This is a genomic window from Pseudomonas monachiensis (genome assembly GCF_047345015.1).
GTDB lineage: Bacteria > Pseudomonadota > Gammaproteobacteria > Pseudomonadales > Pseudomonadaceae > Aquipseudomonas > Aquipseudomonas monachiensis.
Genome location: NZ_CP178857.1, coordinates 3,200,730 through 3,227,162 on the forward strand (window position 1 = coordinate 3,200,730; position 26,433 = coordinate 3,227,162).

General features: G+C 61.5%; 16 protein-coding genes. 5 read left to right on the plus strand and 11 right to left on the minus strand.

Features of this window, described 5'->3' with window-relative positions; all coding sequences use genetic code 11:
- Positions 1 to 103: 103 nt before the first annotated feature.
- Genes glgB through ACMDB8_RS14275 form a run of 3 tightly spaced genes read right to left on the minus strand, consistent with a single transcriptional unit; the run spans position 104 to position 7,733 of the window.
- Entirely contained in the window at positions 104 to 2,335 is a 2,232-nt protein-coding gene (gene glgB / locus ACMDB8_RS14265; RefSeq protein WP_056727516.1) for a 1,4-alpha-glucan branching protein GlgB, read from the minus strand.
- Positions 2,336 to 2,337: 2 nt separating this feature from the next.
- Positions 2,338 to 5,679 (minus strand): maltose alpha-D-glucosyltransferase, encoded by a 3,342-nt coding sequence (treS, locus tag ACMDB8_RS14270; protein ID WP_409079264.1) that lies wholly within the window; start codon positions 5,677 to 5,679, stop codon positions 2,338 to 2,340.
- 56 nt (positions 5,680 to 5,735) lie between these two features.
- Positions 5,736 to 7,733 (minus strand): alpha-1,4-glucan--maltose-1-phosphate maltosyltransferase, encoded by a 1,998-nt coding sequence (locus tag ACMDB8_RS14275; RefSeq protein ID WP_223541468.1) that lies wholly within the window; start codon positions 7,731 to 7,733, stop codon positions 5,736 to 5,738.
- 215 nt (positions 7,734 to 7,948) lie between these two features.
- Here ACMDB8_RS14275 and ACMDB8_RS14280 point away from each other — a divergent pair, with 215 nt between their 5' ends.
- Complete coding sequence (locus ACMDB8_RS14280; protein WP_409079263.1) at positions 7,949 to 8,116, plus strand: hypothetical protein; 168 nt, start codon at positions 7,949 to 7,951, stop codon at positions 8,114 to 8,116.
- Positions 8,117 to 8,157: 41 nt separating this feature from the next.
- Here ACMDB8_RS14280 and ACMDB8_RS14285 read toward each other — a convergent pair whose 3' ends face one another.
- Positions 8,158 to 8,655 carry an MgtC/SapB family protein gene (locus tag ACMDB8_RS14285; RefSeq protein ID WP_409079262.1) on the minus strand — a complete coding sequence of 166 codons (498 nt, stop codon included), beginning with the start codon at positions 8,653 to 8,655 and terminating at the stop codon, positions 8,158 to 8,160.
- Between the two features lie 120 nt (positions 8,656 to 8,775).
- Here ACMDB8_RS14285 and ACMDB8_RS14290 point away from each other — a divergent pair, with 120 nt between their 5' ends.
- From ACMDB8_RS14290 to mapR, 3 genes are all read left to right on the plus strand, one after another.
- The gene (locus ACMDB8_RS14290) at positions 8,776 to 9,009 is read left to right on the plus strand and encodes a DUF3203 family protein (RefSeq protein WP_056727524.1); all 234 of its coding nucleotides are present in this window, start codon (positions 8,776 to 8,778) and stop codon (positions 9,007 to 9,009) included.
- 195 nt (positions 9,010 to 9,204) lie between these two features.
- Positions 9,205 to 10,617, plus strand: a complete 1,413-nt coding sequence (gene ccoG, locus ACMDB8_RS14295; RefSeq protein ID WP_409079261.1) for a cytochrome c oxidase accessory protein CcoG — start codon at positions 9,205 to 9,207, stop codon at positions 10,615 to 10,617.
- Between the two features lie 143 nt (positions 10,618 to 10,760).
- Positions 10,761 to 12,170: a GntR family transcriptional regulator MpaR gene (gene mapR / locus ACMDB8_RS14300; protein WP_056727527.1), complete on the plus strand. Its 1,410-nt coding sequence runs from the start codon at positions 10,761 to 10,763 to the stop codon at positions 12,168 to 12,170.
- Between the two features lie 152 nt (positions 12,171 to 12,322).
- On the opposite strand, the gene ACMDB8_RS14305 is transcribed toward mapR, so the two are convergent.
- The 7 genes from ACMDB8_RS14305 to tpx all read right to left on the minus strand — a co-directional run bounded on the left by ACMDB8_RS14305 (position 12,323) and on the right by tpx (position 25,387).
- Positions 12,323 to 13,069, minus strand: coding sequence for an SDR family oxidoreductase (locus tag ACMDB8_RS14305; protein WP_056727529.1), 747 nt, complete (start codon positions 13,067 to 13,069; stop codon positions 12,323 to 12,325).
- Positions 13,070 to 13,167: 98 nt separating this feature from the next.
- Entirely contained in the window at positions 13,168 to 15,285 is a 2,118-nt protein-coding gene (locus ACMDB8_RS14310) for a putative bifunctional diguanylate cyclase/phosphodiesterase (protein WP_223541470.1), read from the minus strand.
- A 281-nt stretch (positions 15,286 to 15,566) separates the two neighbouring features.
- Positions 15,567 to 17,048, minus strand: a complete 1,482-nt coding sequence (locus tag ACMDB8_RS14315) for an efflux transporter outer membrane subunit (RefSeq protein ID WP_056727532.1) — start codon at positions 17,046 to 17,048, stop codon at positions 15,567 to 15,569.
- Positions 17,045 to 20,152 (minus strand): efflux RND transporter permease subunit, encoded by a 3,108-nt coding sequence (locus tag ACMDB8_RS14320; protein ID WP_056727534.1) that lies wholly within the window; start codon positions 20,150 to 20,152, stop codon positions 17,045 to 17,047. Before ACMDB8_RS14320 ends, ACMDB8_RS14315 begins: the two co-directional genes overlap by 4 nt.
- A 148-nt stretch (positions 20,153 to 20,300) precedes the next feature.
- Positions 20,301 to 23,396, minus strand: coding sequence for an MdtB/MuxB family multidrug efflux RND transporter permease subunit (locus ACMDB8_RS14325; protein WP_409079260.1), 3,096 nt, complete (start codon positions 23,394 to 23,396; stop codon positions 20,301 to 20,303).
- Positions 23,393 to 24,709: an MdtA/MuxA family multidrug efflux RND transporter periplasmic adaptor subunit gene (locus ACMDB8_RS14330; RefSeq protein ID WP_056727538.1), complete on the minus strand. Its 1,317-nt coding sequence runs from the start codon at positions 24,707 to 24,709 to the stop codon at positions 23,393 to 23,395. Before ACMDB8_RS14330 ends, ACMDB8_RS14325 begins: the two co-directional genes overlap by 4 nt.
- Positions 24,710 to 24,886: 177 nt before the next feature.
- The gene (gene tpx, locus ACMDB8_RS14335) at positions 24,887 to 25,387 is read right to left on the minus strand and encodes a thiol peroxidase (protein ID WP_409079259.1); all 501 of its coding nucleotides are present in this window, start codon (positions 25,385 to 25,387) and stop codon (positions 24,887 to 24,889) included.
- A 308-nt stretch (positions 25,388 to 25,695) separates the two neighbouring features.
- Between tpx and ACMDB8_RS14340 the strand changes: the two genes are divergently transcribed.
- Positions 25,696 to 26,121, plus strand: a complete 426-nt coding sequence (locus ACMDB8_RS14340; RefSeq protein WP_056727543.1) for a YciI family protein — start codon at positions 25,696 to 25,698, stop codon at positions 26,119 to 26,121.
- Positions 26,122 to 26,433: the final 312 nt, after the last annotated feature.

A 26,433-nucleotide genomic window follows, 5' to 3' on the forward strand; every position in this document is an offset into this window, starting at 1 on the left:
AAGATGCTTTGACCAGGCTGGCTCCTTCGCGAGCAGGCTCGCTCCCACATTCATCCAATGTGGGAGCGAGCCTGCTCGCGAAAGGCAGCAACGCGGCTCTGGATCAGCCCTGCGGCCTTAACATCAACACCGCCAACGGCGGCAAATTCAGCACCAGCGACAACGCCTGCCCATGACTCGGCGTCTCCTCGGCCACCGCCCCGCCACTGTTGCCGTAATTGGAACCGGCATAGATGGAGGAGTCGCTGTTGAGCACCTCGTTCCACTGCCCGGCAAACGGAACCCCGACGCGATAAGCCTCACGCGGCACCGGCGTAAAGTTGGCCACCACCAGCACCGGCTCACCCTCCTTGCTCCAGCGCAACCAGGCATAAACGCTGTTGATCGCGTCATCGCCGATCAGCCACTGGAAACCCTGCGGCACATCGTCCTGCTCATGCAGCGCCGGCGCTTCGCGGTACAAGCGGTTGAGGTCGGCCACCAGTTTCTGCACACCCTGGTGCTCGGGGTATTGCAACAGGTACCAGTCCAGTTGCTGGTCATGGTTCCACTCGCGCCACTGGCCGAATTCGCAGCCCATGAACAACAGCTTCTTGCCCGGATGCGCCCACATGAAACTCAGGTAGGCCCGCAGGTTGGCGAATTTCTGCCAGCGGTCGCCGGGCATCTTGTCGATCAGCGAGTGTTTGCCATGCACCACTTCATCGTGGGAGATCGGCAGGATGAAGCGCTCGGACCACGCATACACCAGGCCGAAACTCAGCTCGTTGTGGTGATGGGCGCGGTACACCGGGTCCTGCTGGATGTAATGCAGCGAATCGTGCATCCAGCCCATGTTCCATTTGTAGGCGAAGCCCAGGCCGCCCTGTTGCGTGCCCTGGCTGACACCCGGCCATGCGGTGGATTCCTCGGCGATCACCAACGCACCGGGCGCCTCGAGTGCCACCACGTCATTGAGGTGACGCAGGAAGTCGATGGCTTCCAGGTTCTCCCGTCCGCCATGGCGGTTCGGCACCCACTCGCCGGCCTTGCGCGAGTAGTCGCGATACAGCATCGAGGCCACTGCATCGACCCGCAGGCCGTCGACATGGAAATGCTTGAGCCAGTGCAGCGCCGACGCCAGCATGTAGCCGTGCACTTCAGTGCGACCCAGATTGTAGATCAGTGTGTCCCAGTCCTGGTGGAACCCTTCCTGCGGGTTGCCATACTCGTACAGCGCCGTGCCATCGAACTGGGCCAGGCCATGGGTGTCGGTGGGAAAATGCGCCGGCACCCAATCGAGAATCACCCCGAGTTCGGCCTGGTGGCAGGCGTTGATGAACGCAGCGAACTGGTCCGGCGTGCCATAGCGCGCACTCGGCGCGAATTGCGACAGCAACTGATAACCCCACGAACCGCCGAACGGATGCTCCATGATCGGCATCAGTTCGATGTGGGTGAAGCCCAGGTCTTTGACATAGGGAATCAGTCGCTCGGTCAGTTCCGGCCAGGTGTACTGGCGGGCCACTTCACCCAGGTCATCCAGCTCGCATTGCCACGAACCGGCGTGCAATTCGTAGATCGACAACGGTGCCGTCACCCGCTGGCGGTCACCCCGGGACATCATCCAGTCCTGGTCCTGCCAGTCGATGCTCAAGGGTGAGGCGACTTTCGAGGCGGTGTCCGGCGGCAGGCTGGTGGCCAGCGCCACGGGATCGGCCTTCAACGGCAGAATGCCATGGGCGCCGAGAATCTCGTATTTGTAGGTGTCCCCGGCTTGCAGGCGCGGGATGAACAATTCCCAGACACCGGTGGGATGACGCAGGCGCATCGGGTGCCGGCGCCCGTCCCAGACGTTGAAATCGCCGACCACCGACACCCGCCGGGCATTCGGTGCCCACACCGCGAAACGCACGCCGTCGACGCCGTCCACGGTTTTCAGTTGCGCGCCCAGGCACGCGCTGAGGTCGCGGTGATTGCCTTCGGCAAACAGGTACAAATCCATTTCGCCCAGCAATGGGCCAAAGCTGTACGGATCTTCTGCGGTTTGCTCGCCGCCGGCCCAACGGGTGCGCAGCAGGTACGCTTGCGCTCGATCGAAATGCCCGACGAACAAACCCGGTGTCTGCGTGGCCTCAAGGTGACCCAGATCCTCGCCGGAGTCCCTGGCCAGTACCTGCACACTCAGGGCGCCCGGCAGATACGCACGAATGAATTGTCCGCCGGCACCATCGGCGTGGGGGCCGAGAATGGCGAAAGGATCGATATGCTCGGCACGCACCAATGCATCGATATCCCGCGCCCTGGGTAGCAGCGCTTCTTTGTGATGACCCTGTTCCTTGTTCGAGAAACTCATGACTACTCTCCACCAAGATCGGAAAAGGGTTTAAGCCCACTCAATAATCCATATAAACCGTGCAACGGCACGGGCAACCACGCGGGGCGATTTTCCGCCTCATAAGCCACTTCATACGCCGCCTTCTCCAGGCCGAACAACGCCAGCGCGGCATCCTCGCCTTCGGGATCTTGCCATGCATGGGCAAGACTAGCTGCCGCCAGCCGATAAGCGTCGACAAATGCTTGCCGCGCCTCGCTCAAGTAGCGATCGGTGACCCGCAAGCGCGCAGCATCGGCTGCCGCGGTGTTGTCGACGCTCTGCACATTGATCGCCATCGCCGCCGCATAGTCGAAAGAGCGCAGCACGCCGCTGACATCCTTGTACGGGCTGTGTTTGCCCCGTCGTTCATGCAATGGCCGGGCCGGTTCGCCTTCAAAGTCGATCAGGTAGGCATCGCCCTTGATCACCAGCACCTGCCCCAGATGCAGGTCGCCGTGCACACGTATACGCAAGCCGCCCACGGTCTTTTTACCCATCGCTTGTACATGGCCGAGGATGGCCTTCTTGTTGTCCAGTAAACGGCCGACCAGGGTCTGGTCCGCCGGGCTCAATTGACTTTTATGTTGCTTGAGCAAGCTCAGCGCGTGCTCGATTTGCGCTGCAACATCCTTGGTCGAAGCCAGCGCCTCTTTCTGCGTGGTGACCTGGGGCATGAAGTCCGGATTGGCACTCGGCGCCGTCAGCACCTGGTGCATTTCCCCCAGGCGCTGACCGAGCATAGCGGCGAAATCTTTCAGTTCGCCGAGCGCGTTGTAATGTTGTTCCTGCTCGGACACAGCGTCGGCCAGCTCATCGCGCAGCGCCCGTTCGAGGTTGTTCTGGGTCCATTCCCAGGCGTCGCCCTGATTGCTCAGATAGCCTTGGGCGATCATCAGCAAATTGTCTTCACCCGCCCCGTCCCGGCGCACCACGGCCCCGAGCAATGGCGAAATATTGCTGAACCCGGCTGCGGTCAGGTACGCGCTCATTTCCAGTTCCGGGTGCACACCGCAGGCGACCTTGCGGATCAGCTTCAGCACCAGGCTGTTGCCGATCACCACCGAGCTGTTGGACTGCTCGGCGGACAGGTAACGTACCGGCGACTCGGCATTGAGGCCGAGTTTTTCCAGCTCCGCGGTGGACTCGAAACGAATGTCGCCATCGCTGGAGGCCAATACGGTGCCGGCCTGAATGCCCTGCAAGACGGCATGCACAAAGGTCTCCAGGCTGAAGGCATCGGTGATAAGACCGACCTGGCGTCCGCGCCGTACCCGCGACAATGCCAATTGCTGCGGCAGCGGGGTACCGACCTGATCTTCCGAGATAAAGCCGAACGGCAACTGGTAGCGACTGCTCTGGCCAGCGCTGGTGACATTGATCTCACTGAACAGCACCGGATGCTGCGGATCGCCGAACCGCACGCCATAGGCCAGGTCGACCTGTTCGATGGCGGCGTCCTTGCTCGCGAACCAACGGCGGTTCTGCAGCCAGTTGGGCAGGATGCTGTGCTCCAGCGTGGTGCGTGACGGAGCCTCCAGCAATTCCTCCATGCGCTTTTTCAGCACCAGCGTGGTGAAGTCCGGCAAGCTTTGTGCGGGCTCCACGTGCCAGCTCGGCATCTGGTTTTCCGCGGCGAGCCCAAACCAGTAGAAGCCGTAAGGCGCCAGCGTCAGGAGAAAATTCAGCTGGCCGATGGGCGGGAACGCGTTACCCCCGAGCATTTCCACCGGCACCATGCCGACATAGGCCGACAGATCCAGCTCGGCGGCCTGGGCGCTGCGCGACACGTTGGCCACGCACAGAATGACTTCGTGCTTGCCGTCCACCCCGGTGAATTCGCGGGTGTAGGCCAGAATCCGCCGATTGCTCGGCGACAGCATTTTCAACGTACCGCGCCCGAAGGCCTTGGATTGCTTGCGCACGGCGAGCAGGCGCCGGGTCCAGTTCAATAGCGAATGCGGGTCGCCAGCCTGGGTTTCGACGTTGACCGACAGGTAGCCATATTGCGGGTCCATGATCGGCGGCAGCACCAGGCTCGCCGGGTCGGCCCGGGAAAAACCGCCGTTGCGGTCGATGGACCATTGCATCGGCGTGCGCACACCGTCGCGGTCGCCGAGGTAGATGTTGTCGCCCATGCCAATCTCATCACCGTAATACAGGGTCGGCGTGCCGGGCATGGACAGCAGCAGGCTGTTGAGCAGCTCGATCCGGCGGCGGTCGCGCTCCATCAGCGGCGCCAGGCGACGGCGAATCCCCAGGTTGATCCGCGCCCGGCGGTCGGCGGCGTAGTAATTCCACAGATAGTCGCGTTCCTTGTCGGTGACCATCTCCAGGGTCAGCTCATCGTGGTTGCGCAGGAAGATTGCCCATTGGCAGTTGGCGGGTATATCCGGGGTCTGGCGCAGAATGTCGGTAATCGGGAAGCGATCTTCCTGGGCCAGCGCCATGTACATGCGCGGCATCAACGGGAAGTGAAAGGCCATGTGGCATTCGTCGCCGTTCAGGCCTTTCTTGTCGGTGTCGCCGAAGTACAACTGGGTGTCTTCCGGCCACTGATTGGCCTCGGCCAGCAGCATGCGGTCGGGGTAATTGGCGTCGATTTCCGCGCGGATCTTCTTCAGGACGTCGTGGGTTTCCGGCAGGTTCTCGTTATTGGTACCGTCGCGCTCGATCAGGTAGGGAATGGCGTCCAGGCGCAAGCCGTCGATGCCCATGTCGAGCCAGTAACGCATCACCGACAGCACCGCTTTCATCACTTGCGGGTTATCGAAATTCAGGTCCGGCTGGTGGGAGTAGAAACGGTGCCAGAAGTATTGGCCGGCGACCGGGTCCCAGGTCCAGTTGGATTTTTCGGTGTCGAGGAAAATGATGCGGGTGCCGTCGTATTTCTGATCGTCATCAGACCACACATAGAAGTCCCGCGCCGCCGATCCGGGTTTGGCCTTGCGCGCCCGCTGGAACCACGGGTGCTGGTCGGAGGTGTGGTTGATGACCAGCTCGGTGATCACCCGCAGGCCGCGCTTGTGCGCCTCGGCAATGAACCGCCTGGCATCGGCCATGGTGCCGTAGTCGCTGTGCACACCACGGTACTCGGCAATGTCATAACCGTCGTCGCGCCGTGGCGAGGGATAGAACGGCAACAGCCAGATGGTGTTGACGCCCAGGTCGGCGATGTAGTCGAGCTTGGCAATTAAACCGGGAAAGTCGCCAATCCCGTCGTTGTTGGAGTCGAAATACGATTTGACGTGGACTTGATAGATCACCGCGTCCTTGTACCAGAGCGGGTCCTTGATGAACGTGGCTGCCTTGGGTTTCTTCGCCATGTGAAACTCCTGGTGAATTCATCTTGGCCACAGGCGGAGTATCCCCTGTGGTGTTCTCAAGAGGCGGTAATTCTCCAAATCCCGAACGGCTGGTACGCCGGGTCGATCCGCATGAATTGCTGTTTGCCATGCCAGGTCCAGCGATGGCCATTCATCAGGTCTTCGCCATGAGTGCTGGCGTAGTCCGGCAAGCCCATTTCCCACAACGGCAACTCGAAGTTCGCCTCCTGCACGTTGTGCGGATCGAGGCTGACCGCCACCAGAATGAAATTGCTGCCGTCCAGGCTGCGTTTGCCGAAGTACAGGATGTTGTCGTTCCAGGCGTTGTAGACCTTCAGGCCCAGGTGCGTGTGCAACGCCGGGTTCTGCCGCCGGATGCGGTTGAGCTGGGCGATCTCGGCAATGATGTTGCCGGGCGCGTTGAAGTCCCTGGGGCGGATTTCGTACTTCTCGGAATCGAGGTACTCCTCCTTGCCTGGCACCGGTGCCGACTCGCACAACTCGAAACCCGAGTACATGCCCCACAGGCCCGAGCCCATGGTCGCCAGCACGGCGCGGATGAGAAACCCGGGGCGCCCGGATTCGTGGAGGAACGCCGGGTTGATGTCCGGCGTATTGACGAAAAAATTCGGCCGGTAGCATTCGCGCCACGGCGATTCGTTGAGTTCGGTGAAATAGGTCGCCAGTTCAGTCTTGGTGTTGCGCCAGGTGAAATAGGTGTAGCTCTGGGAGTAACCGACCTTGCCCAGGCGCGCCATCATGGCGGGGGTGGTAAAGGCTTCGGCGAGGAAGATCACCTCGGGGTACAGCGCCCGTACATCGGCGATCAGCCACTGCCAGAACGGCAACGGCTTGGTGTGCGGGTTATCGACGCGGAAGATCTTCACGCCCTCCTCGACCCAGCCCACCACGATATCCCGCAACTCCACCCACAAGCTCGGAATCGCCTCCGGGGCATAGAAGTCGACATTGACGATGTCCTGGTATTTCTTCGGCGGGTTTTCCGCGTACTTGATCGTGCCGTCCGGCCGCCAGTTGAACCAGCCCGGGTGTTGCTTGAGCCACGGATGGTCCTGGGAGCACTGGATGGCAAAATCCAGGGCGATTTCCAGGCCATGGGCCGCGGCGGCCGCCACCAGTCGGCGGAAGTCTTCGCGGGTACCCAATTGCGCGTGAATCGCTTCGTGCCCGCCCTCCTCGCTGCCAATCGCATAGGGGCTGCCCGGATCATCGGGGCCCGCCGTCAGGGAGTTGTTCGGACCCTTGCGGTAACTACGCCCAATCGGATGGATCGGCGGGAAATACAGCACATCGAAACCCATGTCCTGAATCATCGCCAACCGCGAATGCACGTCATTGAAGGTGCCATGGCGCTCCGGGCTGTCGGTGATCGAACGCGGGAACAATTCGTACCAACTGGCAAACTGCGCCAGTTCTCGCTCCACATCCAGCGGGTACTCCGGGCTCAGGCTCAAGTAGGCGCGATGATCGACGCGGGCCATGAGGTCGGCGCTACGCGGGTGCAAAAACAGTGCAATCTGCTCGGTTTCAAGCAGCCCTGACAGTTCATGGTGCAAGGCCGCCAGTTGCTCGCTGAGTAGCCCTTCGCTGCGTTCGGCGGCCTGCTGGACATGAATCCGCCCTTCCTGCAATTCCAGGCTGACGGGCACCGCCGCCGCATGCTTCTTTTCCAGCTCATAACAAAAACTGGCGAATTGATCGATCCAGGCTTCGATACAGAACAGATAACGGCCCTGGCTGTTGACCCGGAACTGCCCTTGCCAGCCGTTATTGCCCAGGTCCTTCATGGCCGCGCTTTGCCAGGCGTCCCCATCTTCGGCCCGCCAGCGCACGCGAACCGCCAGCTTGTCATGCCCGTCGGCGAAGACCTTGGCCGTCACCACCACGTCCTGCCCCACCACGGACTTGACCGCGAACTGCCCGCCTTCAAGGGTCGGCATGATGTTTTCAATGACGATACGCGGCAGCAACAACGCCTGCGACAGCGGCATGTGCGGGTTGTAGCTCAACTCAGTCGGTTTTTCAGCCGTCATCGAGCCTCTCTCCTTACGCCCCATGGACGCGCTTGTGTCTGGTCGCCACCCCGCCGGGCAATCCGCCCCGGGATGAAGTCACTTAGGTTCCGAGCGACAGCCGCCGGGAAAGTTTCATCGACAATTTCCGGAATCAAGTCCTACGCGCTGCGGTCAACCAACCAGTCCACCTACTTAAGCACGACTCACGCCATGTGCCACCGGAGGCTTGAACAATGAACAATCCTTTCCCGGCTGAAACCCCCGCCCCCAACATCGACAACCCGGTGATACCGCCGAGCGATCCGCAGCCGGTACCCGAACAGGATCCGCCCGAAAAGAACCCGCCGCCAAGGGAAGAACCGCCAACGACGATGCCACCGGTGATTGTGAACCCTGAATGACGACAGTTGATCGTTCCCCCATGCTGGCCGGGGGAACGATCTCATGGGTGATCCTTATCGATCAGCTTCACAATCCCCGGCATCACACTGAAAACCCCCAGCGCCAGCAGCGTACTGAGCACCGCCGTCGCCTCCCGGCCCAGTCCGGCCGCGACACCGATGGCGGCGGTCATCCACAGGCCGGCGGCGGTGGTCAGGCCTTTGACGTGGCTCTCATCGCCGTCGTGGTTTTTCAGGATGGTGCCAGCCCCCAGGAAGCCGATCCCGGCAATCACGCCCTGCACTACCCGGCTCATGGCATCGGCCTGCGAACCGGACATCTGCGGCACCAACACGAATAGCGCCGCCCCCATCGCTACCAGCATGTGGGTACGCACGCCAGCGGCCTTGCCCTGGTGTTCACGCTCGAACCCGAGAATCCCGCCCAGCACCGCAGCCATCAACAGGCGCACGGTCACTCGCGTCAGCTGCGAGGCATCGCCGATGTCGGCGAACTCGCCTTGCAGGGTCACCCAGACTTCGTGCCACCAGGCGTTCATGGGGTTGTCCTTGAGAGAGGCCATGGAGGGTGGACCGCAGCGACCACTAATCGGTTGCACAGAACGATGACCGGTGGTTGCGGCCTGAAACTATAGATTCCACTGAAAAAGGATCCCGTCATGACTGTGCGCATCGAGAACCAGACCTGCTTTTTCACCACTGAAAATGGCGAACTCATTCGTCTGTGTCCCGACGTGACCATCGTCACCGACGGTGCCAAGGCCATGTCGGCAGTGGACATCGAAGGCGAGCGCATCTACATCACTGAAGCCGAGGCTGACGCCTTGACCGTCGCAGGCGCGGTGGATGGACGCCGGCACTTGAAAGCCACCGACAGTGGTTCGGTGATTTGATCGGGTTTGATCCGCACCTGCCGCTGCTGCTTTGCAAGGGCCCCTGAGCCCGGCAGTGACGGCTGCTTCAAGTTGTCGCAGGCCGTGCAAACACGACCATCTGATCTGCTTTTTAACGCAATACCTGAGTCTGTTATGCAAACAGTTCGCCGCTCATAGTGCTCATGCCTGATGGAGGCTGATGAGCGAAAGACCATGAGCGAAAGAATCCCCGTCCGAACCGTAGAAACATTCGAGCCTTCGCGTCTGAAGATGAAGGCCAAATCCAGCGACAACCTGATCCACACCCGCAGCTTCACCGGGCTGTTCCGCAACCTGCGCATCAGCGGCGCCGGTTTTCTGTTCTTGCTGTTTTTCGGCACCGTGTGGCTGAACTGGGGCGGCCGCCAGGCAGTGCTCTGGGACCTTTCCGAAAGTAAGTTCCATATCTTCGGCGCGACCTTCTGGCCGCAGGATTTCATCCTGCTCTCGGCGCTGTTGATCATTGCCGCGTTCGGCCTGTTTGCGATTACCGTGTTCGCGGGCCGGGTCTGGTGTGGCTACACCTGCCCGCAAAGCTCGTGGACCTGGATCTTCATGTGGTGCGAGAAGACCACCGAAGGCGAACGCAACCAGCGGATCAAGTTGCAAGCCGCGCCGTGGGGCCTGAACAAACTGATGCGTCGCTCGGCCAAGCACACCTTGTGGCTGGCCATCAGCCTGCTGACCGGCCTGACCTTCGTCGGCTATTTCACGCCGATCCGGCCGTTGGCCGAAGAGCTGCTGAGCTTCCAGATGAGTGGGGTCAGCCTGTTCTGGGTGCTGTTTTTTACCGGCGCCACCTACATCAACGCCGGTTGGCTGCGTGAAGCGGTGTGCATGCACATGTGCCCCTACGCGCGGTTCCAGAGCGTGATGTTCGACAAAGACACCCTGACCATTTCCTACGACGTGGCCCGGGGCGAAAACCGTGGCCCGCGCAAGCGCGAAGTCAAACCGGCCGAAGTCGGTCTGGGCGATTGCATCGATTGCCGGCTGTGCGTACAGGTCTGCCCGACCGGCATCGACATTCGCGATGGCTTGCAGATGGAATGCATCGGTTGCGCCGCGTGCATCGACGCCTGCGACTCGATCATGGACAAAATGGGCTACGCCCCAGGATTGATCAGCTACACGTCCGAGCATCAATTGCAGGGTGGCAAGACACACCTGCTGCGTCCGCGCCTGATCGGCTACACCGCCGTGCTGCTGGTGATGATTGCCGCCCTGGTGATGGCATTGGTGCAACGGCCGATGGTGTCCCTCGACGTCAGCAAGGACCGGGGCCTGTTCCGCGAGAACAGCCAGGGGCAGATCGAAAACATCTACAGTCTGAAGGTGATCAACAAGACCCAGCAGCGTCAGGACTATCAATTGAGCCTGGTGGATGCCGATGATTTCCAGTTGCAGGGCAGGACCGAATTCACCCTGGCGCCGGGGGAGATTGTCGATGTGCCAGTGTCGGTGGCGATGCTCACGGAGCGTCCGGCCAGCAGTTCGCAGAGCATCGGCTTCAAGGTGGTCGACAGCGATGAGCCCGGCGTCTACAGCGTGGCGAAGAGCCGGTTTGTTGCGCCGATGAATCGCTGAGCCTTTAAGATGCAGAGCTTTAAAGATCGCAGCCTTCGGCAGCTCCTACGCACGCAGGCCGATCCATTGCAGGAGCTGGCGAAGGCTGCGATCTTCGCGGTACGACCGTCCCTTTGTCCAAATGACACCCAACCGGGCTTTTGATGAAACGCTACGAAAAATTCGCCGACGACATCGCAGAACTGATCCGCAACGGCGTCCTGGGTCCCGGCCAGCGGGTACCGTCAGTGCGTTACGCCAGCCAGACCTACGGGGTTAGCCCGTCCACGGTGTTCCAGGCCTATTACCTGCTGGAACGTCGCGGCCTGATCCGCGCCCGCCCGCGCTCCGGCTACTTCGTCAACGCCCATGCGCCACGGCCGTTTTCCGAGCCGGTGATCAGCAATGAGGTCAACGAGTCGACGGCAGTCGACGTCAGCGAACTGGTGTTCTCGGTGCTCGACTCGATCAAGGACCCGAACACCGTGCCCTTCGGCTCGGCGTTCCCCAGCCCGACGCTGTTTCCCCTGCAACGCCTGTCCCGTTCCCTGGCCAGCGCCAGCCGCGAGATGGATCCGCGCATGGTGGTCACCGACATGTCGCCGGGCAACCCGCAGCTGCGCCGGCAAATCGCCCTGCGCTACATGGTCGGCGGGCTGATGTTGCCCATGGAAGAGTTGCTGATCACCAACGGCGCCCTCGAAGCCCTCAACCTGTGCCTGCAAGCGGTGACCCAACCTGGCGATCTGGTGGCCATCGAGGCCCCAGCGTTCTACGCCTGCCTGCAAGTGCTCGAACGCCTGAAACTAAAGGCGGTGGAAATTCCCGTACACCCACGCGATGGCATCGACCTCGGCGTGCTCGAGCAAACCCTGGAGCGCCATCCGATCAAGGCCTGCTGGTGCATGACCAGTTTCCAGAACCCCATGGGCGCGACCGTGCCCGAGGCCAGGAAACAGCAGCTTGTGGAACTGTTGCGGCGCCACCAGGTGCCGTTGATCGAAGACGATGTCTACGCCGAACTGTATTACGGCCAGCAAGCACCGAAACCGGCGAAGGCCTTTGATACCGAAGGTCTGGTGATGCACTGTGGCTCGTTCGCCAAGAGCCTGGCCCCCGGCTACCGCATCGGCTGGGTCGCCGCCGGGCGTTATGCGCAGAAAATCGAACGGCTGAAACTCATGACCTCGCTGTGCGCCTCGATGCCGGCCCAGGCCGCCATCGCCGATTACCTGCAACACGGCGGCTACGACCGGCACCTGCGTAAATTGCGCCATGCCCTGGAAGACCAGCAAAGCGCCATGCTCGCCGCCATCGCCCGCTATTTCCCGGCGCAGACGCGGGTCAGCCAACCGGCGGGCGGGTACTTCTTGTGGCTTGAATTGCCGGAGCAGATGGATTCGTTGAAGTTGTTCCAGATGGCATTGGCCCAAGGCATCAGCATTGCACCGGGGCCGATCTTTTCGCCGGCGCAGCGCTTCAGGAATTGTATTCGGCTGAACTACGGCAGCCCGTGGACCGAGGAATCGGAGAAGGCGATGGAGACGTTGGGGCGGATTGTGCGGTCGTTCTGATGGTTGGATGTTGCCTGCACTATCGCCTTCGCGAGCAAGCCCGCTCCCACAAGGGTTTATCGGTGTACACAATATCTGTGAACACTGGAGATCCACTGTGGGAGCGAGCTTGCTCGCGATGAGGCCAGCGCAAACAACGCCGGTTTCAGGAGTTAACGCCCACCACCAAGATCAACAAAAGTCCCGGTCGCATAAGAAGCCTTGTCCGACAGCAACCAGACAATCGCCTCCGCCACTTCATCCGGGCGCCCGCCACGGGCCATCGGGATCGCCGACTCCAGCTTGCTGACCCGATCCGGGTCACCGCTCAAGGCATGGAAATCGGTATAGATGTACCCCGGACGCACGGCGTTGACCCGAATCCCCTCACCCGCCACTTCCTTGGACAGGCCGATGGTGAAGGTGTCCAGCGCGCCCTTGGATGCGGCGTAATCCACGTACTCGTTGGGCGATCCCAAGCGCGAGGCGACCGACGAGACGTTGACGATGCTCCCGCCCTGCCCGCCGTGCCTGGGCGACATGCGCAGGATCGCGTGCTTGGCGCAGAGGATCGGCGCCAGGACGTTGGTTTTCATGATTTTCAGAATGCGGAACTCGGACATTTCGTCGACCCGGGACTTCTGCCCGACGGTGCCGGCGTTGTTCACCAGCGCGGTGACCCGGCCCAGCTCACTGTCTACCCGATTGAACAGGGCGATGACTTCGTCTTCGATACTGACGTCGGCCCGTACCGCAATGGCTTGCGCACCGAGGGCGCGGACTTGCTCCAGCACGCCGAGTGCGGCCTGTTCGTCCGCCTGATAATTGATGCAGATCCGATAGCCCTGCGCGGCGGCCAACAGCGCGGTGGCGGCACCAATGCCGCGGCTACCGCCGGTGATGACGATGACTTTGTCCATGCGAGCTTTCCCCCCAATCAAAGCTTAAGCGGTCGGGGGCAAGAATAACTGCCATTGGCGGTTTTTGCATTGCTTCACATCAGCTGTCATGTCGGTTGTCATGTCATCGACATCTCGCGCTCGGCACTGGCTTTCAATTGCTCGACCAATTGCTCCCCGCGATGGATTTCCACCATGAATCCTGCGGCGGGCAGCGGATGCCCCAGCAGGTAACCCTGCAACGAATCACAGCCGAGTTGAGTCAGGAAGTCCTGCTGCACGCCGGTTTCCACGCCTTCGGCGACGATGCGCAACCCCAGCGCCTGGCCGAGGGCGACGATGGCCGAAACGATGGCAGCGTCGTCGCTGTCGTGCTCCAGGTCCCGGACGAAACCACGATCGATCTTCAGTTCGTTGGCTGGCAGGCGCTTGAGGTACATCAAGCTCGAATAGCCGGTACCAAAGTCATCGATGGACAGGTCAACGCCCATTTCCGACAGCTCTTGCAGCACCGTCATGCTCGCGTCGGCATCGCTCATGGCGGTGGTTTCGGTGATTTCCAGGGTCAGGCTGTTGGCCGGCAGATGGTGCGTCGCCAGCGCCTTGGCGACGCTCTGGACCAGCCCGGCATGGCAAAACTGAATGGCCGACAGGTTCACCGCGATGCGCCAGTCGGTGTAGCCCAGCACGTACCACTCGCGCATCTGGCGGCACGCTTCGTTGAGCACCCACTCGCCGATCGGAATGATCAGCCCGGTTTTTTCCGCCATTTCAATGAATTTGTCCGGCAGCAGCATCCCTTGCGTCGGGTGCTCCCAGCGCAACAAGGCCTCGGCGCCCACTGGCCGGCCATTGGCGGCGTCGAACTTGGGCTGGTAATGCAGGCTGAATTCCTGCTGCTCCACGGCATTGCGCAGGTCCTGCAACAATTGCAGCTGTTTGCGAGCGTTGCTGTTCATCGAGGCATCGAAAAAGCTGTAGCCGTTTTTACCCGCGCCTTTGGCGTGATACATCGCCGCGTCGGCATTCATCAGCAATTCATGGGCGGACTGGCCGTTACCCGGGTAAAGCGCGATGCCGACGCTGGCGGAAATGTGCAAATCATGTTCGGCAACCCGGAACGCGCGCGCGATCAGCCCGACCTGACGGGCTGCCAGGTTCAAGGCGTCGTTCTGTTCGCTCAATTGCACCAGCAACACGAACTCATCGCCGCCGATCCGCGCCAGGGTGTCCTGGCTGCGCAATTCTTCGCGCAGGCGCACGGCCACTTCGCGCAACAGCAGATCGCCCATGTGGTGGCCGAAGGCATCGTTGACCGGTTTGAAGCCGTCCAGGTCGATGAACATCAGGGCAAAGCACCCCCCGTCCTCCTGGACCCGGGACATGGCCTGATCGATTCGATCGGCGAGCAGCGTCCGGTTCGGCAACCCGGTGAGGGTGTCGTGCAGGGCCAGTTGGGTCAGCTCACGGTTGGCCTCGGTCAGCGATCGGGCCAGGCTCGCGGTGCGCGCCTCCAGGCGTGCATCGAGGATCGAGGTCAGCAAGGCAATGCTCAGCACCGCCAACGTGGTGATCAGCACCAGGTTGTCCAGGCCGTTACCGCTCAATCCATTGACCGCCGCGCCACAAAAACTGCCGTCGGCAAAGCGTGCGGCGGCCATCCCAGTGTAGTGCATGCCGACGATGGCGATACCCATGACCACAGCGGCCCCGCCACGGATCAGACGGACGTGAGGCGTGTGCTGGCGCAGATGGAAAGCAATCCACAATGCCGCACCCGAAGCACCGACCGCGATCAGCAGCGAGACGCCGAACAACGTCGGGTCGTAGTCGATGCCCGGCTGCATGCGCATGGCGGCCATGCCGGTGTAGTGCATCGCGCTGATGCCGGCCCCCATGACCAATGCGCCAAAGGCCAGCTGCCAGGCCGGCAATTGCGGCTGGCTGACCAGCCACAGCGCGAAACCGCTGGAGAGCACGCCGATCAGCAGCGACAACAGAGTGATGGCGCCGTCGTACCCAAGGTCGATCGGCAACTTGAACGCGAGCATGCCGATAAAGTGCATCGACCAGATGCCGATGCCCATGGCAACGGCTCCGCCAGCGGTCCACAAATGCACGGCGCGACCTTTGGCGGTGGCAATGCGTCCGGTCAGGTCGAGTGCGGTGTATGAGGCGAGAATCGCTACACAGAGCGAAATGATGACCAGGGTGGGGGAATAGCTGCCGATGAGCATGGAGACTTCTCGCGAATGCCCCCCTTATTGGTATTGATTCTCGCAGGGGGAAAATGCGGCGATTGTACTGATTCCAAATGAGAACGCACTCACAAAATGAGCAAAGGGCCATCAGTCCGATGAAACGCTTGTTTTAAGGTTTTACATTAACTTGTTTCAAGCTGCCGGCACCTGACAAAACCTGTGGGAGCGAGCTTGCTCGCGATAGCGGTGGGTCAGGCAACGTCCATGCTGAATGTGACGCAGCCATCGCGAGCAAGCTCGCTCCCACAGGGATTACGCTATCGGTTTTCGCTCACCTCAAGCTGCCCGTCCCAGCCACCTCCCAACGCTGCAATCAACTGCACGCTGGCTAACAAGCGGCTTTGCAGCAGATCGAGGTTGCTGCGCTCATTGTTCAGCGCCGCCGCCTGGGTCACCACCACATCGATATACGCGATCAAGCCGGCCTTGTACTGGTTCTGGGTCAGGCGCAACGATTCCCGGGCCGCATCCAGTGCCTGTTGGCGCACGACAGCTTCGTCCTGCAGCACCTTGAGCTGCACCAGGAAGTTTTCCACTTCGCGAAAGCCGTCCAGCACGGTCTGGCGGTACTTGGCCACCGTTTCGTCATAGGCCGCTTCACTGCGGTCGACTTCCGCCGAGCGCTGGCCGCCGTCGAACAGGGTCATGGCCAATTGCGGTCCGACCGACCAGAAGCGGTTCGGCAGGCTGATCCAGTTGGAATAAGTGCTGCTGCTGTAACCGCCGTTCATGCTCAGGGTCAGGTCGGGGTAATAGGCGGCCTTGGCCACGCCGATGTTGGCGTTGGCGGCCATCACCGAGCGCTCGGCCGACGCGATGTCCGGGCGACGTTCCAGCAGCTGCGAAGGCAGTGCCAGCGGTACTTGCGGCAACTGCGGGATGTCCTGGCTTTCCGCCAGGCTGAATTGCGCTGGCGGCAGGCCGATCAGCACGGCAATGGCGTTCTCGAACTGGGCGCGCTGCCAGATCAGGTCGATCATATCGGCTTCGGTGCCTTTGAGCTGTGTCTGGGCCTGGGCCACCGCGTCCTTGCCCGAAACACCGGCGCGGTACTGGTTCTCGGTCATCTTCAACGAACGCCGATAAGCCTCGACCGTGTCCTGGAGCAAGCGTTTCTGGCCATCGATCACCCGCAGTTGCAGGTAATTCTGCACCAGCTCCGACTGTTGACTCAGGCGCATGGCCGCCAGGTCGGCAAAGCTTGCCTGGGCATTCGCAGTGTCGGCTTCGAGGCCTCGGCGCAGCTTGCCCCACACATCCGCTTCCCAACTGACGCCCGCCTGGGCCGAGTACGTGTCGCGAATACCGCTGGACGAACTGCTCAGGCTGGAGCTGCTGCTACCGGTGCCCTGGCTAGAACGGTTCTTGCTGACGTTCAGGTCCACCGTCGGGAAAAACGCCCCCCGTGCGCTACGCACCAAGGCCTGGGCCTGGCGGTACTGCGCCTCGGACTGGGCGACGGTCTGGTTGGCGCTGTTGAGTTTTTCGATCAGCTCGTTGAGCTGCCGGTCGCCATACAACTCCCACCACGCGCCGCGCGCCAGGGCATCGCTGGGGTTGGCCTGCCGCCAGCCCTCTGCGGCCTTGTACTGCGCAGGCTCCGCTGTTTGCGGGCGCTGGTAATCCGGGCCGACGGCGCAGGCACTGAGCATCGCCACGCACAGTGACAGGCTCAACAGGCGCGAGCCTCGGGCCGTGAGCAGCGGTGCAGCCAGGTTGAAAAGCGAACGGTCAGTCATAGCGGAGTTTCCAGAGCAGCATCGGTACGCACCCCGCGCCATTTATTGAAGCGATGGCGCAGTCTGTCGAGATAGAGGTAAACCACCGGGGTGGTGTAAAGCGTCAGCACCTGGCTGAAGATCAGCCCGCCGATGATGGTCAGGCCCAGGGGCTGGCGCATTTCCGCCCCTTCGGCGCGGCTCATCAGCAAAGGCAAGGCACCGAGGATCGCCGCCAGGGTGGTCATCAGGATAGGCCGCAAACGTTGCAGGCAGGCGCTGCGGATCGACTCCAGCGGTGCCATGCCCTGGCTTCGTTCCAGTTGCAACGCCAGGTCGATCATCAGGATCGCGTTTTTCTTCACCACGCCGATCAGCAGAAACAGCCCCAGCAACGAAATCAGGCTGAACTCGCCGCCCAGCGCGTAGATCGACAGCAAGGCACCGACCCCGGCCGACGGCAGGGTCGAGAGAATCGTCAGCGGGTGAATGTAGCTTTCATACAACACACCCAAGACCAGATACACCGCCACCAGCGCCCCCAAAATCATCCACGGCTGACTTTTTTGAGTCGCCGCGAAAGCGTCGGCTGTGCCGGCCATTTTAGCGATCACGTCTTCCGGCAGGCCGACCTTGGCAATCGCCCGCTCGATGGCGGCACCGCCCTGCTCCACGGTCACGCCTTCGGCCATGTCGAAGGCAATGCTCTCCGAGGCGAACTGGCCTTCGTGGCTGACCCGGTCGTTTTCCAGGCTGTTTTCGTAATGGGCGATGGTCGACAGCGGGATCCGCGCGCCGTCAGCGGTGATCACCTGGACCTGCTTGAGGGTGATCGGGTCCTGGGCGTATTTCGGATTGACCTCCATCACCACCTGATACTGGTTGAGGCTGTCGTAGATGGTCGATATCTGCCGCTGGCTGTAGGCGTTATTCAGCACCGCCGTGACCATGTCCATGTCGACACCCAGGCGCTTGGCCTGGTCACGGTCGACGATCAGGGTCACTTGCCGGGCGCCGCGGCCTTCGCGCGCATCGATCGCCGTCAGCTCCGGCAAGGCCTTGAGCGCGGTGACGACTTTCGGATACCACTCGCGCAATGCCCCCAGGTCCCCGCTCTGCAGGATGTACGAGTACTGCGAGGTGGTCTGCTCGCGACCGCCACCGAATTGCAGGTCCTGGTCTGCCATGAGCATCAGTTGTGCCCCGGGAACCTTGGGCATTTCCTTGCGCAGGCGTTCGATGACCTTCTGCGCGGAAATGCTGCGCTCCTTGATCGGTTTGAGGCGCACCAGCATGAAGGCGTTGTTGGTGCCGTTGTTGCCGCCAATGAACCCGGCGACGCTTTCTACTGCCTCATCCTTCAACACCGCCCGGCGGAAAATCTCCATCTTCGGCTGCATCACACTGAACGACAGGCCGTCGTCGCCGCGCACGAAACCGATCAGCTGACCGGTATCCTGTTGCGGCATAAATGTTTTAGGAACAACTACATACAGCGCAATGTTCACGCCGATTGTCACAAACAGACTGAGCAAGGTCAGGCGCTTGTGGCGCAGCACCCAGTCGAGGCTGGTGGCGTATTTGCCGACCATCCAGTCGTTGGCCCGCCGACTCCAGCGTTGCAGGCGGTTCTCCTGCCCCGGCGTGTGCGGCTTGAGCCAGCGGGCGCAGAGCATCGGGGTCAGGGTCAACGACACCACCAGCGAGACCACGATGGCCGCCGCCAGAGTGATGGAGAATTCGCGGAACAGGCTTTCAATGATCCCGCCCATGAACAGGATCGACAGGAAAACCGCCACCAGCGACACGTTCATCGACAGCAAGGTAAAGCCGACTTCCTGGGCACCCAGGTACGCCGCGCGCATCGGCCGCACGCCTTCGTCGATGTGCCGGGAAATGTTCTCCAGCACCACGATGGCATCGTCCACCACCAGCCCTGTGGCCAGGATCAACGCCATCAGCGACAGGTTGTTCAACGAAAAGCCGTAGAGGTACATCACGGCAAAGGTGCCGACCAGCGACACCGGCACCGCCAGGGTCGGGATCAGCGAAGCGCGGAAGTTGCCGAGGAACAGGAACACCACCAGGATCACCAGCGCCACGGCGATCAGCAGGGTCATTTCCGCCTCGTGCAGCGTGGCCTTGATCACCGGCGAGCGGTCCATGGCCAGGTTCAGCTTGACGCTGGCCGGCAGCACCGCCTGCAAAGCCGGCAACTGCGCCTTGATCTCGTTGACCGTCTCGATGATGTTGGCGCCGGCCTGCCGGTTGATCACCAGCAGCACCGCCGCGTCATCGTTGAAGAAACCGCTGTTGTAGCGGTCCTCGACGCCATCGCTGACCTTGGCCACATCCTTCAGGCGCAGGGCCGCGCCGCCGTTGTAGTGGATGATCAGCGATTCGTAGTCCTTGGCTTTTTCCAGCTGGTCGTTGGCCTGGACCTGCCACAGCCGTTGATCGTCTTCCACCGAGCCCTTGGGCCGGCGCACGTTGGCGTTGGCGATGGTGTTGCGCACATCGTCCAGCGCCACGCCGTACTGGTTCAACGACTGCGGTTCGAGTTCGATACGTACCGCCGGCAGCGAGCTGCCACCGATCTGCACCTCGCCGACGCCCTGCACCTGGGACAGGCTCTGGGACAGGATCGTCGAGGCCAGGTCATAGAGCTGACCTTTTTCCAGCACATCCGACGTCAGCGACAGCACCATGATCGGCGCCTGGGACGGGTTGACCTTCTTGTAGGTCGGCATGCTGCGCATCCCGCTCGGCAGCAGTGTGCGCGAGGCGTTGATCGCCGCCTGCACTTCCCGCGCCGCGCCATTGATGTCGCGGTCCAGGTCGAATTGCAGGATCACCCGGGTCGAACCCTGGCTGGAGCGGCTGCTCATGGTGTTGACCCCGGCAATGCTGCCGAAGGAGCGCTCCAGAGGCGTGGCCACGGTCGATGCCATCACCTCGGGGCTGGCCCCGGGCAGGCTGGCCTGGACCACGATCACCGGAAAGTCCATTTGCGGCAGCGGCGACACGGGCAGTAAACCGAAGCTCACCCCACCCAGCAGCATAATCGCCAGGCTCAGCAACATGGTCGCGACCGGGCGCTTGATGAAAGGTCCCGAAAGGTTCATCGATGATTGCCCCCCGCACCAACCCACGAGCCCTGCTGCCCCCCTGTGGGAGCGGGCTTGCTCGCGAAGAGGGCCTTGCATTCAACATTCCTGTCGACTGACCGGACGCCTTCGCGAGCAAGCCCGCTCCCACAGGTTCTGCGGGGCGTCATACCGTCGTCTCCTGAGCGTCGGCCTTGCCAAAACGACGACCGAGACGATCGAAGTACAGGTAGATCACAGGCGTGGTGAACAAGGTCAGAATCTGACTCAGCAACAGGCCGCCGACCATCACCAGACCCAGCGGCTGGCGCAGTTCCGCGCCGGAACCGGTGGCCAGCATCAACGGTACGGCACCGAACAGCGCGGCCAGGGTGGTCATCAGGATCGGCCGGAAACGCAGCAAGGCCGCCTGATAGATCGCCGTTTGCGGGTCCATGCCCTGGTTGCGCTCGGCGTCGAGGGCGAAGTCGATCATCATGATCGCGTTCTTCTTCACGATGCCGATCAGCAGAATGATGCCGATGATCGCGATCATGCCCAGGTCGTTGCCGCTCAGGATCAACGCCAGCAAGGCGCCCACCGCCGCCGACGGCAGGGTCGATAGAATGGTAATCGGGTGGATGTAGCTCTCGTAGAGCACGCCCAGCACGATGTACATGGTCACCACCGCCGCCAGAATCAGCAGCAAGGTGCTCGACAACGAAGCCTGGAACGCCTCGGCCGCGCCCTGGAACTGGGTCTGCACGCCAATCGGCATGCCGATGTCCTTCTGCACCTGCTCGATGATCTCGACCGCATGCCCCAGCGCCACGCCGGGCGCCAGGTTGAAAGACATCATCACCGCCGGGAACTGGCCGATGTGGGTGATCGCCAGTTGCGCCTGGCGCTCTTCGATGCGCGCCAGGCTGGACAGGCGCACCTGCCCGCCATCGGTGGTCTTGACGTGAATCTGCTCCAGCGCCTGCGGGCCGATCTTCTCCCCGGACTGCGATTGCAGCACCACGCGGTACTGACTGGCCTGGGTGTAGATCGTGGAAATCTGCCGCTGACCAAAGGCGTCGTACAGCGCATCGGTGATGTTCGACACCGACACCCCGACCCGCGAAGCCGCATCGCGGTCGATCACCAGGTAAACCTGTAAGCCCTTGTCCTGCAAATCGCTGGCAACGTCGGTCAATTCCGGTCGGTCGGCCAGGGCCTCGACCAGGCGCCCGCTCCACAGGCTCAGCAACTCAGAGTCCGGCGACGACATGCTGAACTGGTACTGCGTGCGGCTGACCCGGTCTTCGATGGTCAGGTCCTGCACCGGCTGCATGAACAGGCGGATACCGACCAGTTTGTCCAGCTCCGGTTGCAGCCGGGCAATCACTTGCGTGGCGCTCAGGTCGCGGTCGCGATGCGATTTGAGGTTGATCAGCAACCGGCCGCTGTTGAGGGTCGAGTTATCGCCATCAACGCCAATGTAGGAAGAGAGGCTCTCGACCGCCGGGTCGGCCAGGATCACCTTGGCCAGTTCCTGCTGGCGCTCGCTCATGGCGGCGAAGGAAATCGATTGCGGTGCTTCGGAAATGCCCTGGATGACGCCAGTGTCCTGCACCGGGAAGAAGCCCTTGGGCACCACCATGTAGAGGAATACCGTCAGCGCCAAAGTGCCGATGGCCACCATCAGGGTCAGCGGCTGGTGCTTGAGCACCCACTGCAACTTGCGTCCGTAGGCGGCGATCATCCAGTCGATGAACGCGCCGCTGGCACGGTAGAAACGGCCCTGCTCGGCTTCCTTGGGCTCACGTTTGAGCAACCGCGCGCACATCATCGGCGTCAGGGTCAGGGAAACCACCAGGGAAATCAGGATCGCCACCGCCAGGGTGATGGCGAACTCTCGGAACAAGCGCCCGACCACGTCAGCCATGAACAGCAGCGGGATCAGCACGGCGATCAGCGACAATGTCAGTGAGATCAGGGTGAAACCGATCTGTTTGGCGCCCTTTAGCGCCGCGTTCAGCGGGCTGTCGCCTTCTTCGATGAATCGGGAAATGTTCTCCAGCATGACGATCGCATCGTCCACCACGAAACCGGTGGCGATGGTCAGGGCCATCAGGGTCAGGTTGTTGACCGAGAAGCCCGCCAGGTACATCACGCCGAACGTACCGACCAGCGACAGCGGCACGGCCACCGACGGAATGATCGTGGCGCTGGCGCGACGCAGGAACAGGAAGGTGACCATGACCACCAGGGCGATGGCGATCAGCAATTCGTGTTGCACGTCCTTGACCGAGGCGCGGATGGTCTGGGTGCGGTCGGTCAGCACTATCACGTCGAGGCCGGCCGGCAGGTTGTCGGTGATGCTTGGCAGCAGGGCCTTGATCCGGTCCACTACCTCGATCACGTTGGCACCGGGTTGACGCTGGATGTTCAGCAATACGGCCTGGTTCTCGTTAGCCCACGCAGCGAGGCGCTCGTTCTCGGCGCCGTCGACGATTTCCGCCACGTCCTTGAGGCGCAACGGTGCGCCATTGGCGTAGGCCAGGATCAGGTTGGCGTAGTCCTTGGGCGACGTCAGTTGATCGTTTGCATCGAGCATCGAGACCCGGGTCGGGCCGTCGAAGTTGCCCTTGGGCTGGTTGACGTTGGAGGCGCCTATCAGGGTGCGCACGTCCGACAGGTTCAAACCATTGGCGGCCAGGGCTTCCGGATTGACCTTGATGCGCACGGCCTGGCGTTGGCCACCGGCAATGCTGACCATGCCGACGCCGCTGATCTGGGCAATCTTTTGCGCCATGCGCGTATCGACCAGGTCATTGAGCTTGGGCAGCAACATGGTCTTTGAGGTGATGGCCAGGGTCAGCACCGGCGTATCGGCCGGGTTGACCTTGTTGTACACCGGCGGCGCCGGCAGATCCTTGGGCAACAGGTTGGTCGCGGCGTTGATCGCCGCCTGCACTTGTTGCTCGGCCACGTCCATGTTGATGTCGAGGCTGAAACGCAGGGTCAGCACCGACGCGCCACCGGAGCTGGTGGAGGCCATTTGCGTCAGGCCGGGCATCTGCCCGAACTGACGCTCAAGTGGCGCGGTCACTGCGCTGGTCATGACATCCGGGCTGGCGCCGGGGTACAGGGTCATGACGCGAATGGTCGGGTAATCGACCTGGGGCAGCGCCGACACCGGCAGCAGCCGATAGGCGATGACGCCGGCCAGGATAATGGCCAGCATGCTCAGGGTGGTGGCTACCGGGCGAAGGATGAACAGCCGCGAGAGATTCATGCGCCGCCCTTTTTCGCCTTGTCGGTGGTCGCGGGCGTTGCCGCGTTGACCGCCGACTTGCCTTGCAGGTGTTCGGTTGGCGTGGTCGGCACGTCCTGGCTGTCGTTGACCACCTCCACGTCGCTGCCGTCCTTCAGGCGGTCGGTGCCTTCCAATACGACCCGGTCGCCCGCCGACAGGCCTTCGGTGACCACAGTGTTCACGCCGTCACTGGCGCCGACTTTCAACTGACGGATCTTGACCTTCTTGTCACCGTCCATGGCATAGGCGAACGTGCCGTTGGTGCCGAACTGGATCGCGGCCGAAGGCGCCAGCACTACGTCTTTGAGGGTGTCGGCCAGCAGGCGTACATTGACGAACTGGTTGGGGAACAGCGACTGATCGCGGTTCTCGAAACGGGCCTTGAATTTCAGGGTGCCGGTGGTGACGTCGATCTGGTTGTCCAGGCTCTGCAATACGCCAGTGGCCTGCAGTTTGGTATCGCCACGATCCCAGGCTTCAGCCGACAGTTTGGCGCCGCTGCGATAACGGGCCAGCACGGTGTCCAGGCTGTTTTCCGGGAGGGTGAAGGCCACGCTGATCGGCTGGGTCTGGGTGATGATCGCCAGTGCGGTGGTGTCGTTGGCCGCGACCAGGTTGCCGACGTCCAGTTGACGCAGACCAACGCGACCGGTGATCGGTGCGCGGATCCGGGTGAATTCGAGGTTGAGCTTGGCATCGTTGACCGCCGCCTGATTGGTCTTGACCGTGCCCTGGAACTGACCGACCAGCGCTTCGGCGGTGTCCAGGGTCTGCTTGGCAATACTGTCTTCGCGGTACAGGCCGCGATAGCGCTCGACGTCGACCTGGGCGTTTTTCAGCTGCGCCTGATTCTGCAGCAAGGTGCCTTCGGCCTGGAGCAAGGCATTCTGGTAAGGGCGCGGGTCGATTTCGGCCAGCAGGTCGCCGGCCTTGACCATCTGCCCTTCTTCGAAATAGATCTTGACCAGTTCACCGCCGACGCGGCTGCGCACATTGATGGTGTTCAGCGCCGTGACTGTGCCCAGCGCCTTGAAATACAGCGGGAAATCACCCTTGACCGCTTGCGCCACGCGCACCGGTACCGGCCCGGACGCGCCACCGAATCCAGGGCGCATCCCGCCCGACCTGCCGGTATGCCCGGCGACGGCTTTCTGTCCCGCAGCCTCTTTGGGTGCAGCGCTGCCGGGCCAGAATTTCCAGCACAGGCCAGCGATGACCAACAAGACAAGCAGGCCGAACAGCCAGCGACGAGGACTACGGGAAGCGGAGGATTGCATTGAGTGATCAACCATTGGGCGCGTGGGCTTTTTTACATGAGGCTGAACGATAAGCACTGGCGTGTCTTAAGCAAAGCGCCTTTACCGGCAATTTACCTTTGGCTTACGTAGCAGGAGATTTATCCAAGACACTGAAACACAAATGAAAACGGCCTGGACAGAGCCAGGCCGTTAATAAGTGTAAAGCTACGCTTATTTCAGAACAGCAAGTGCCGCTTCATAGTTCGGCTCGTCGGCGATTTCGCCAACCAGTTCGCTGTGCAGCACGTTGTCGTTTTCGTCCAGAACCACCACGGCACGGGCGGTCAGGCCTTTGAGCGGGCCGTCGGCGATGGCCACGCCGTAGTTCTCGATGAACTCGGCACCGCGCAGGGTCGACAGGTTCTGTACGTTTTCCAGGCCTTCGGCGCCGCAGAAACGGGCCTGGGCGAACGGCAGGTCAGCGGAGATGCACAGCACAACGGTGTTGGCCACATCGCTGGCCTGGGCGTTGAACTTGCGTACCGAGGTGGCGCAGGTCGGGGTGTCAACGCTTGGGAAGATGTTCAGCACTTTGCGCTTGCCGGCAAAGTCTTTCAGGGTGACGTCGGACAGATTGCCGGCAACCAGGGAAAAGGCTGGCGCCTTGGAACCGGCTTGTGGCAGTTGGCCGTTGACTTGAACCGGATTGCCTTTAAGGGTGACTTGAGCCATGAACGGAGTCCTTCTGAACGTTGTGGTGGAGAATTTTGGCGAGGCCGAAGTTAACCATGAAATTGTCCTACGACCTATGGCCAAACATAAATTGTCATGTAACAGGGCATAAAACTGGATACAACCCACAACCCTGTGTTAACCGAACAAGCCGGCAAAAGTACAGAGTACGCCTTCGCCCGCCGCCTCCCTCGGCTCATGACGAAAGGCACAGGTCATCGGCGAAAACTTTTGTTAACACTCTGTCGAATTGCTCCACCGTCGTTCGACTATAAATCGAGCCACTCAACTGCAACGGAGACGACACCATGCGATTCATGATCATCATCAAGGCCAGCCAGGATTCCGAAGCCGGCGTCATGCCCAGCCAGGAACTGCTGACGGCCATGGGCAACTACAACGAAGAACTGGTCAAGGCCGGCATCATGCTAGCGGGCGAAGGCCTGCACCCGAGCAGCAAAGGCGCACGGGTAAAGTTTTCCGGTGGCAAACACACGGTGATCGACGGCCCCTTCATCGAAACCAAGGAACTGATCGCCGGTTTCTGGTTGTGGAAAGTGAAGTCAAAAGAAGAAGCCATCGAATGGGTCAAGCGCTGCCCCAACCCGATGCCGGGCACCGAGGCCGAGATCGAGATTCGCCAGGTGTTTGAAGCCGAAGATTTTGGTGCCGAGTTCACACCGGAACTGCGCGAGCAGGAAGAGCGGGTTTGGGAGCAGGCGAAGAAAAACTGAACCTCCCGGTGGGAGCGAGCCTGCTCGCTCCCACCGGATTCGCACCCACCCGCAAGCCTGCATCCTCCCCCTCCTTATCACCTCAAAGCGGCAACCCCTTGTTTCGTATTAACTTCTTAGTACACAAAAAACACCGAGAACCTGCACACAAAACGAAAGAATTAACCCATTCGACTGGCTAACTCATGTTTAGATGCTTAACTCTATCTGACGCGTCCTACGGCTCGTTCAGAAACGGATTACGGAGTAACGGCCAAAAACAAGGCCGAGTATCCAATGAGCCACCAGGGAATCGGGGGAATCATGTCGAAA

Bases quoted from the DNA above. Each gene is read 5' to 3' on its own strand.
- ACMDB8_RS14320 (WP_056727534.1), bottom strand. From the start codon at position 20,152: ATGAACCTTTCGGGACCTTTCATCAAGCGCCCGGTCGCGACCATGTTG.
- treS (WP_409079264.1), bottom strand. From the start codon at position 5,679: ATGGCGAAGAAACCCAAGGCAGCCACGTTCATCAAGGACCCGCTCTGG.
- ACMDB8_RS14305 (WP_056727529.1), bottom strand. From the start codon at position 13,069: ATGGACAAAGTCATCGTCATCACCGGCGGTAGCCGCGGCATTGGTGCC.
- mapR (WP_056727527.1), top strand. From the start codon at position 10,761: ATGAAACGCTACGAAAAATTCGCCGACGACATCGCAGAACTGATCCGC.
- ACMDB8_RS14290 (WP_056727524.1), top strand. From the start codon at position 8,776: ATGACTGTGCGCATCGAGAACCAGACCTGCTTTTTCACCACTGAAAAT.
- ACMDB8_RS14310 (WP_223541470.1), bottom strand. From the start codon at position 15,285: ATGCTCATCGGCAGCTATTCCCCCACCCTGGTCATCATTTCGCTCTGT.
- ACMDB8_RS14315 (WP_056727532.1), bottom strand. From the start codon at position 17,048: ATGACTGACCGTTCGCTTTTCAACCTGGCTGCACCGCTGCTCACGGCC.
- ACMDB8_RS14330 (WP_056727538.1), bottom strand. From the start codon at position 24,709: ATGGTTGATCACTCAATGCAATCCTCCGCTTCCCGTAGTCCTCGTCGC.
- ACMDB8_RS14285 (WP_409079262.1), bottom strand. From the start codon at position 8,655: ATGAACGCCTGGTGGCACGAAGTCTGGGTGACCCTGCAAGGCGAGTTC.
- glgB (WP_056727516.1), bottom strand. From the start codon at position 2,335: ATGAGTTTCTCGAACAAGGAACAGGGTCATCACAAAGAAGCGCTGCTA.
- ACMDB8_RS14280 (WP_409079263.1), top strand. From the start codon at position 7,949: ATGAACAATCCTTTCCCGGCTGAAACCCCCGCCCCCAACATCGACAAC.
- ccoG (WP_409079261.1), top strand. From the start codon at position 9,205: ATGAGCGAAAGAATCCCCGTCCGAACCGTAGAAACATTCGAGCCTTCG.
- ACMDB8_RS14275 (WP_223541468.1), bottom strand. From the start codon at position 7,733: ATGACGGCTGAAAAACCGACTGAGTTGAGCTACAACCCGCACATGCCG.
- ACMDB8_RS14340 (WP_056727543.1), top strand. From the start codon at position 25,696: ATGCGATTCATGATCATCATCAAGGCCAGCCAGGATTCCGAAGCCGGC.
- ACMDB8_RS14325 (WP_409079260.1), bottom strand. From the start codon at position 23,396: ATGAATCTCTCGCGGCTGTTCATCCTTCGCCCGGTAGCCACCACCCTG.
- tpx (WP_409079259.1), bottom strand. From the start codon at position 25,387: ATGGCTCAAGTCACCCTTAAAGGCAATCCGGTTCAAGTCAACGGCCAA.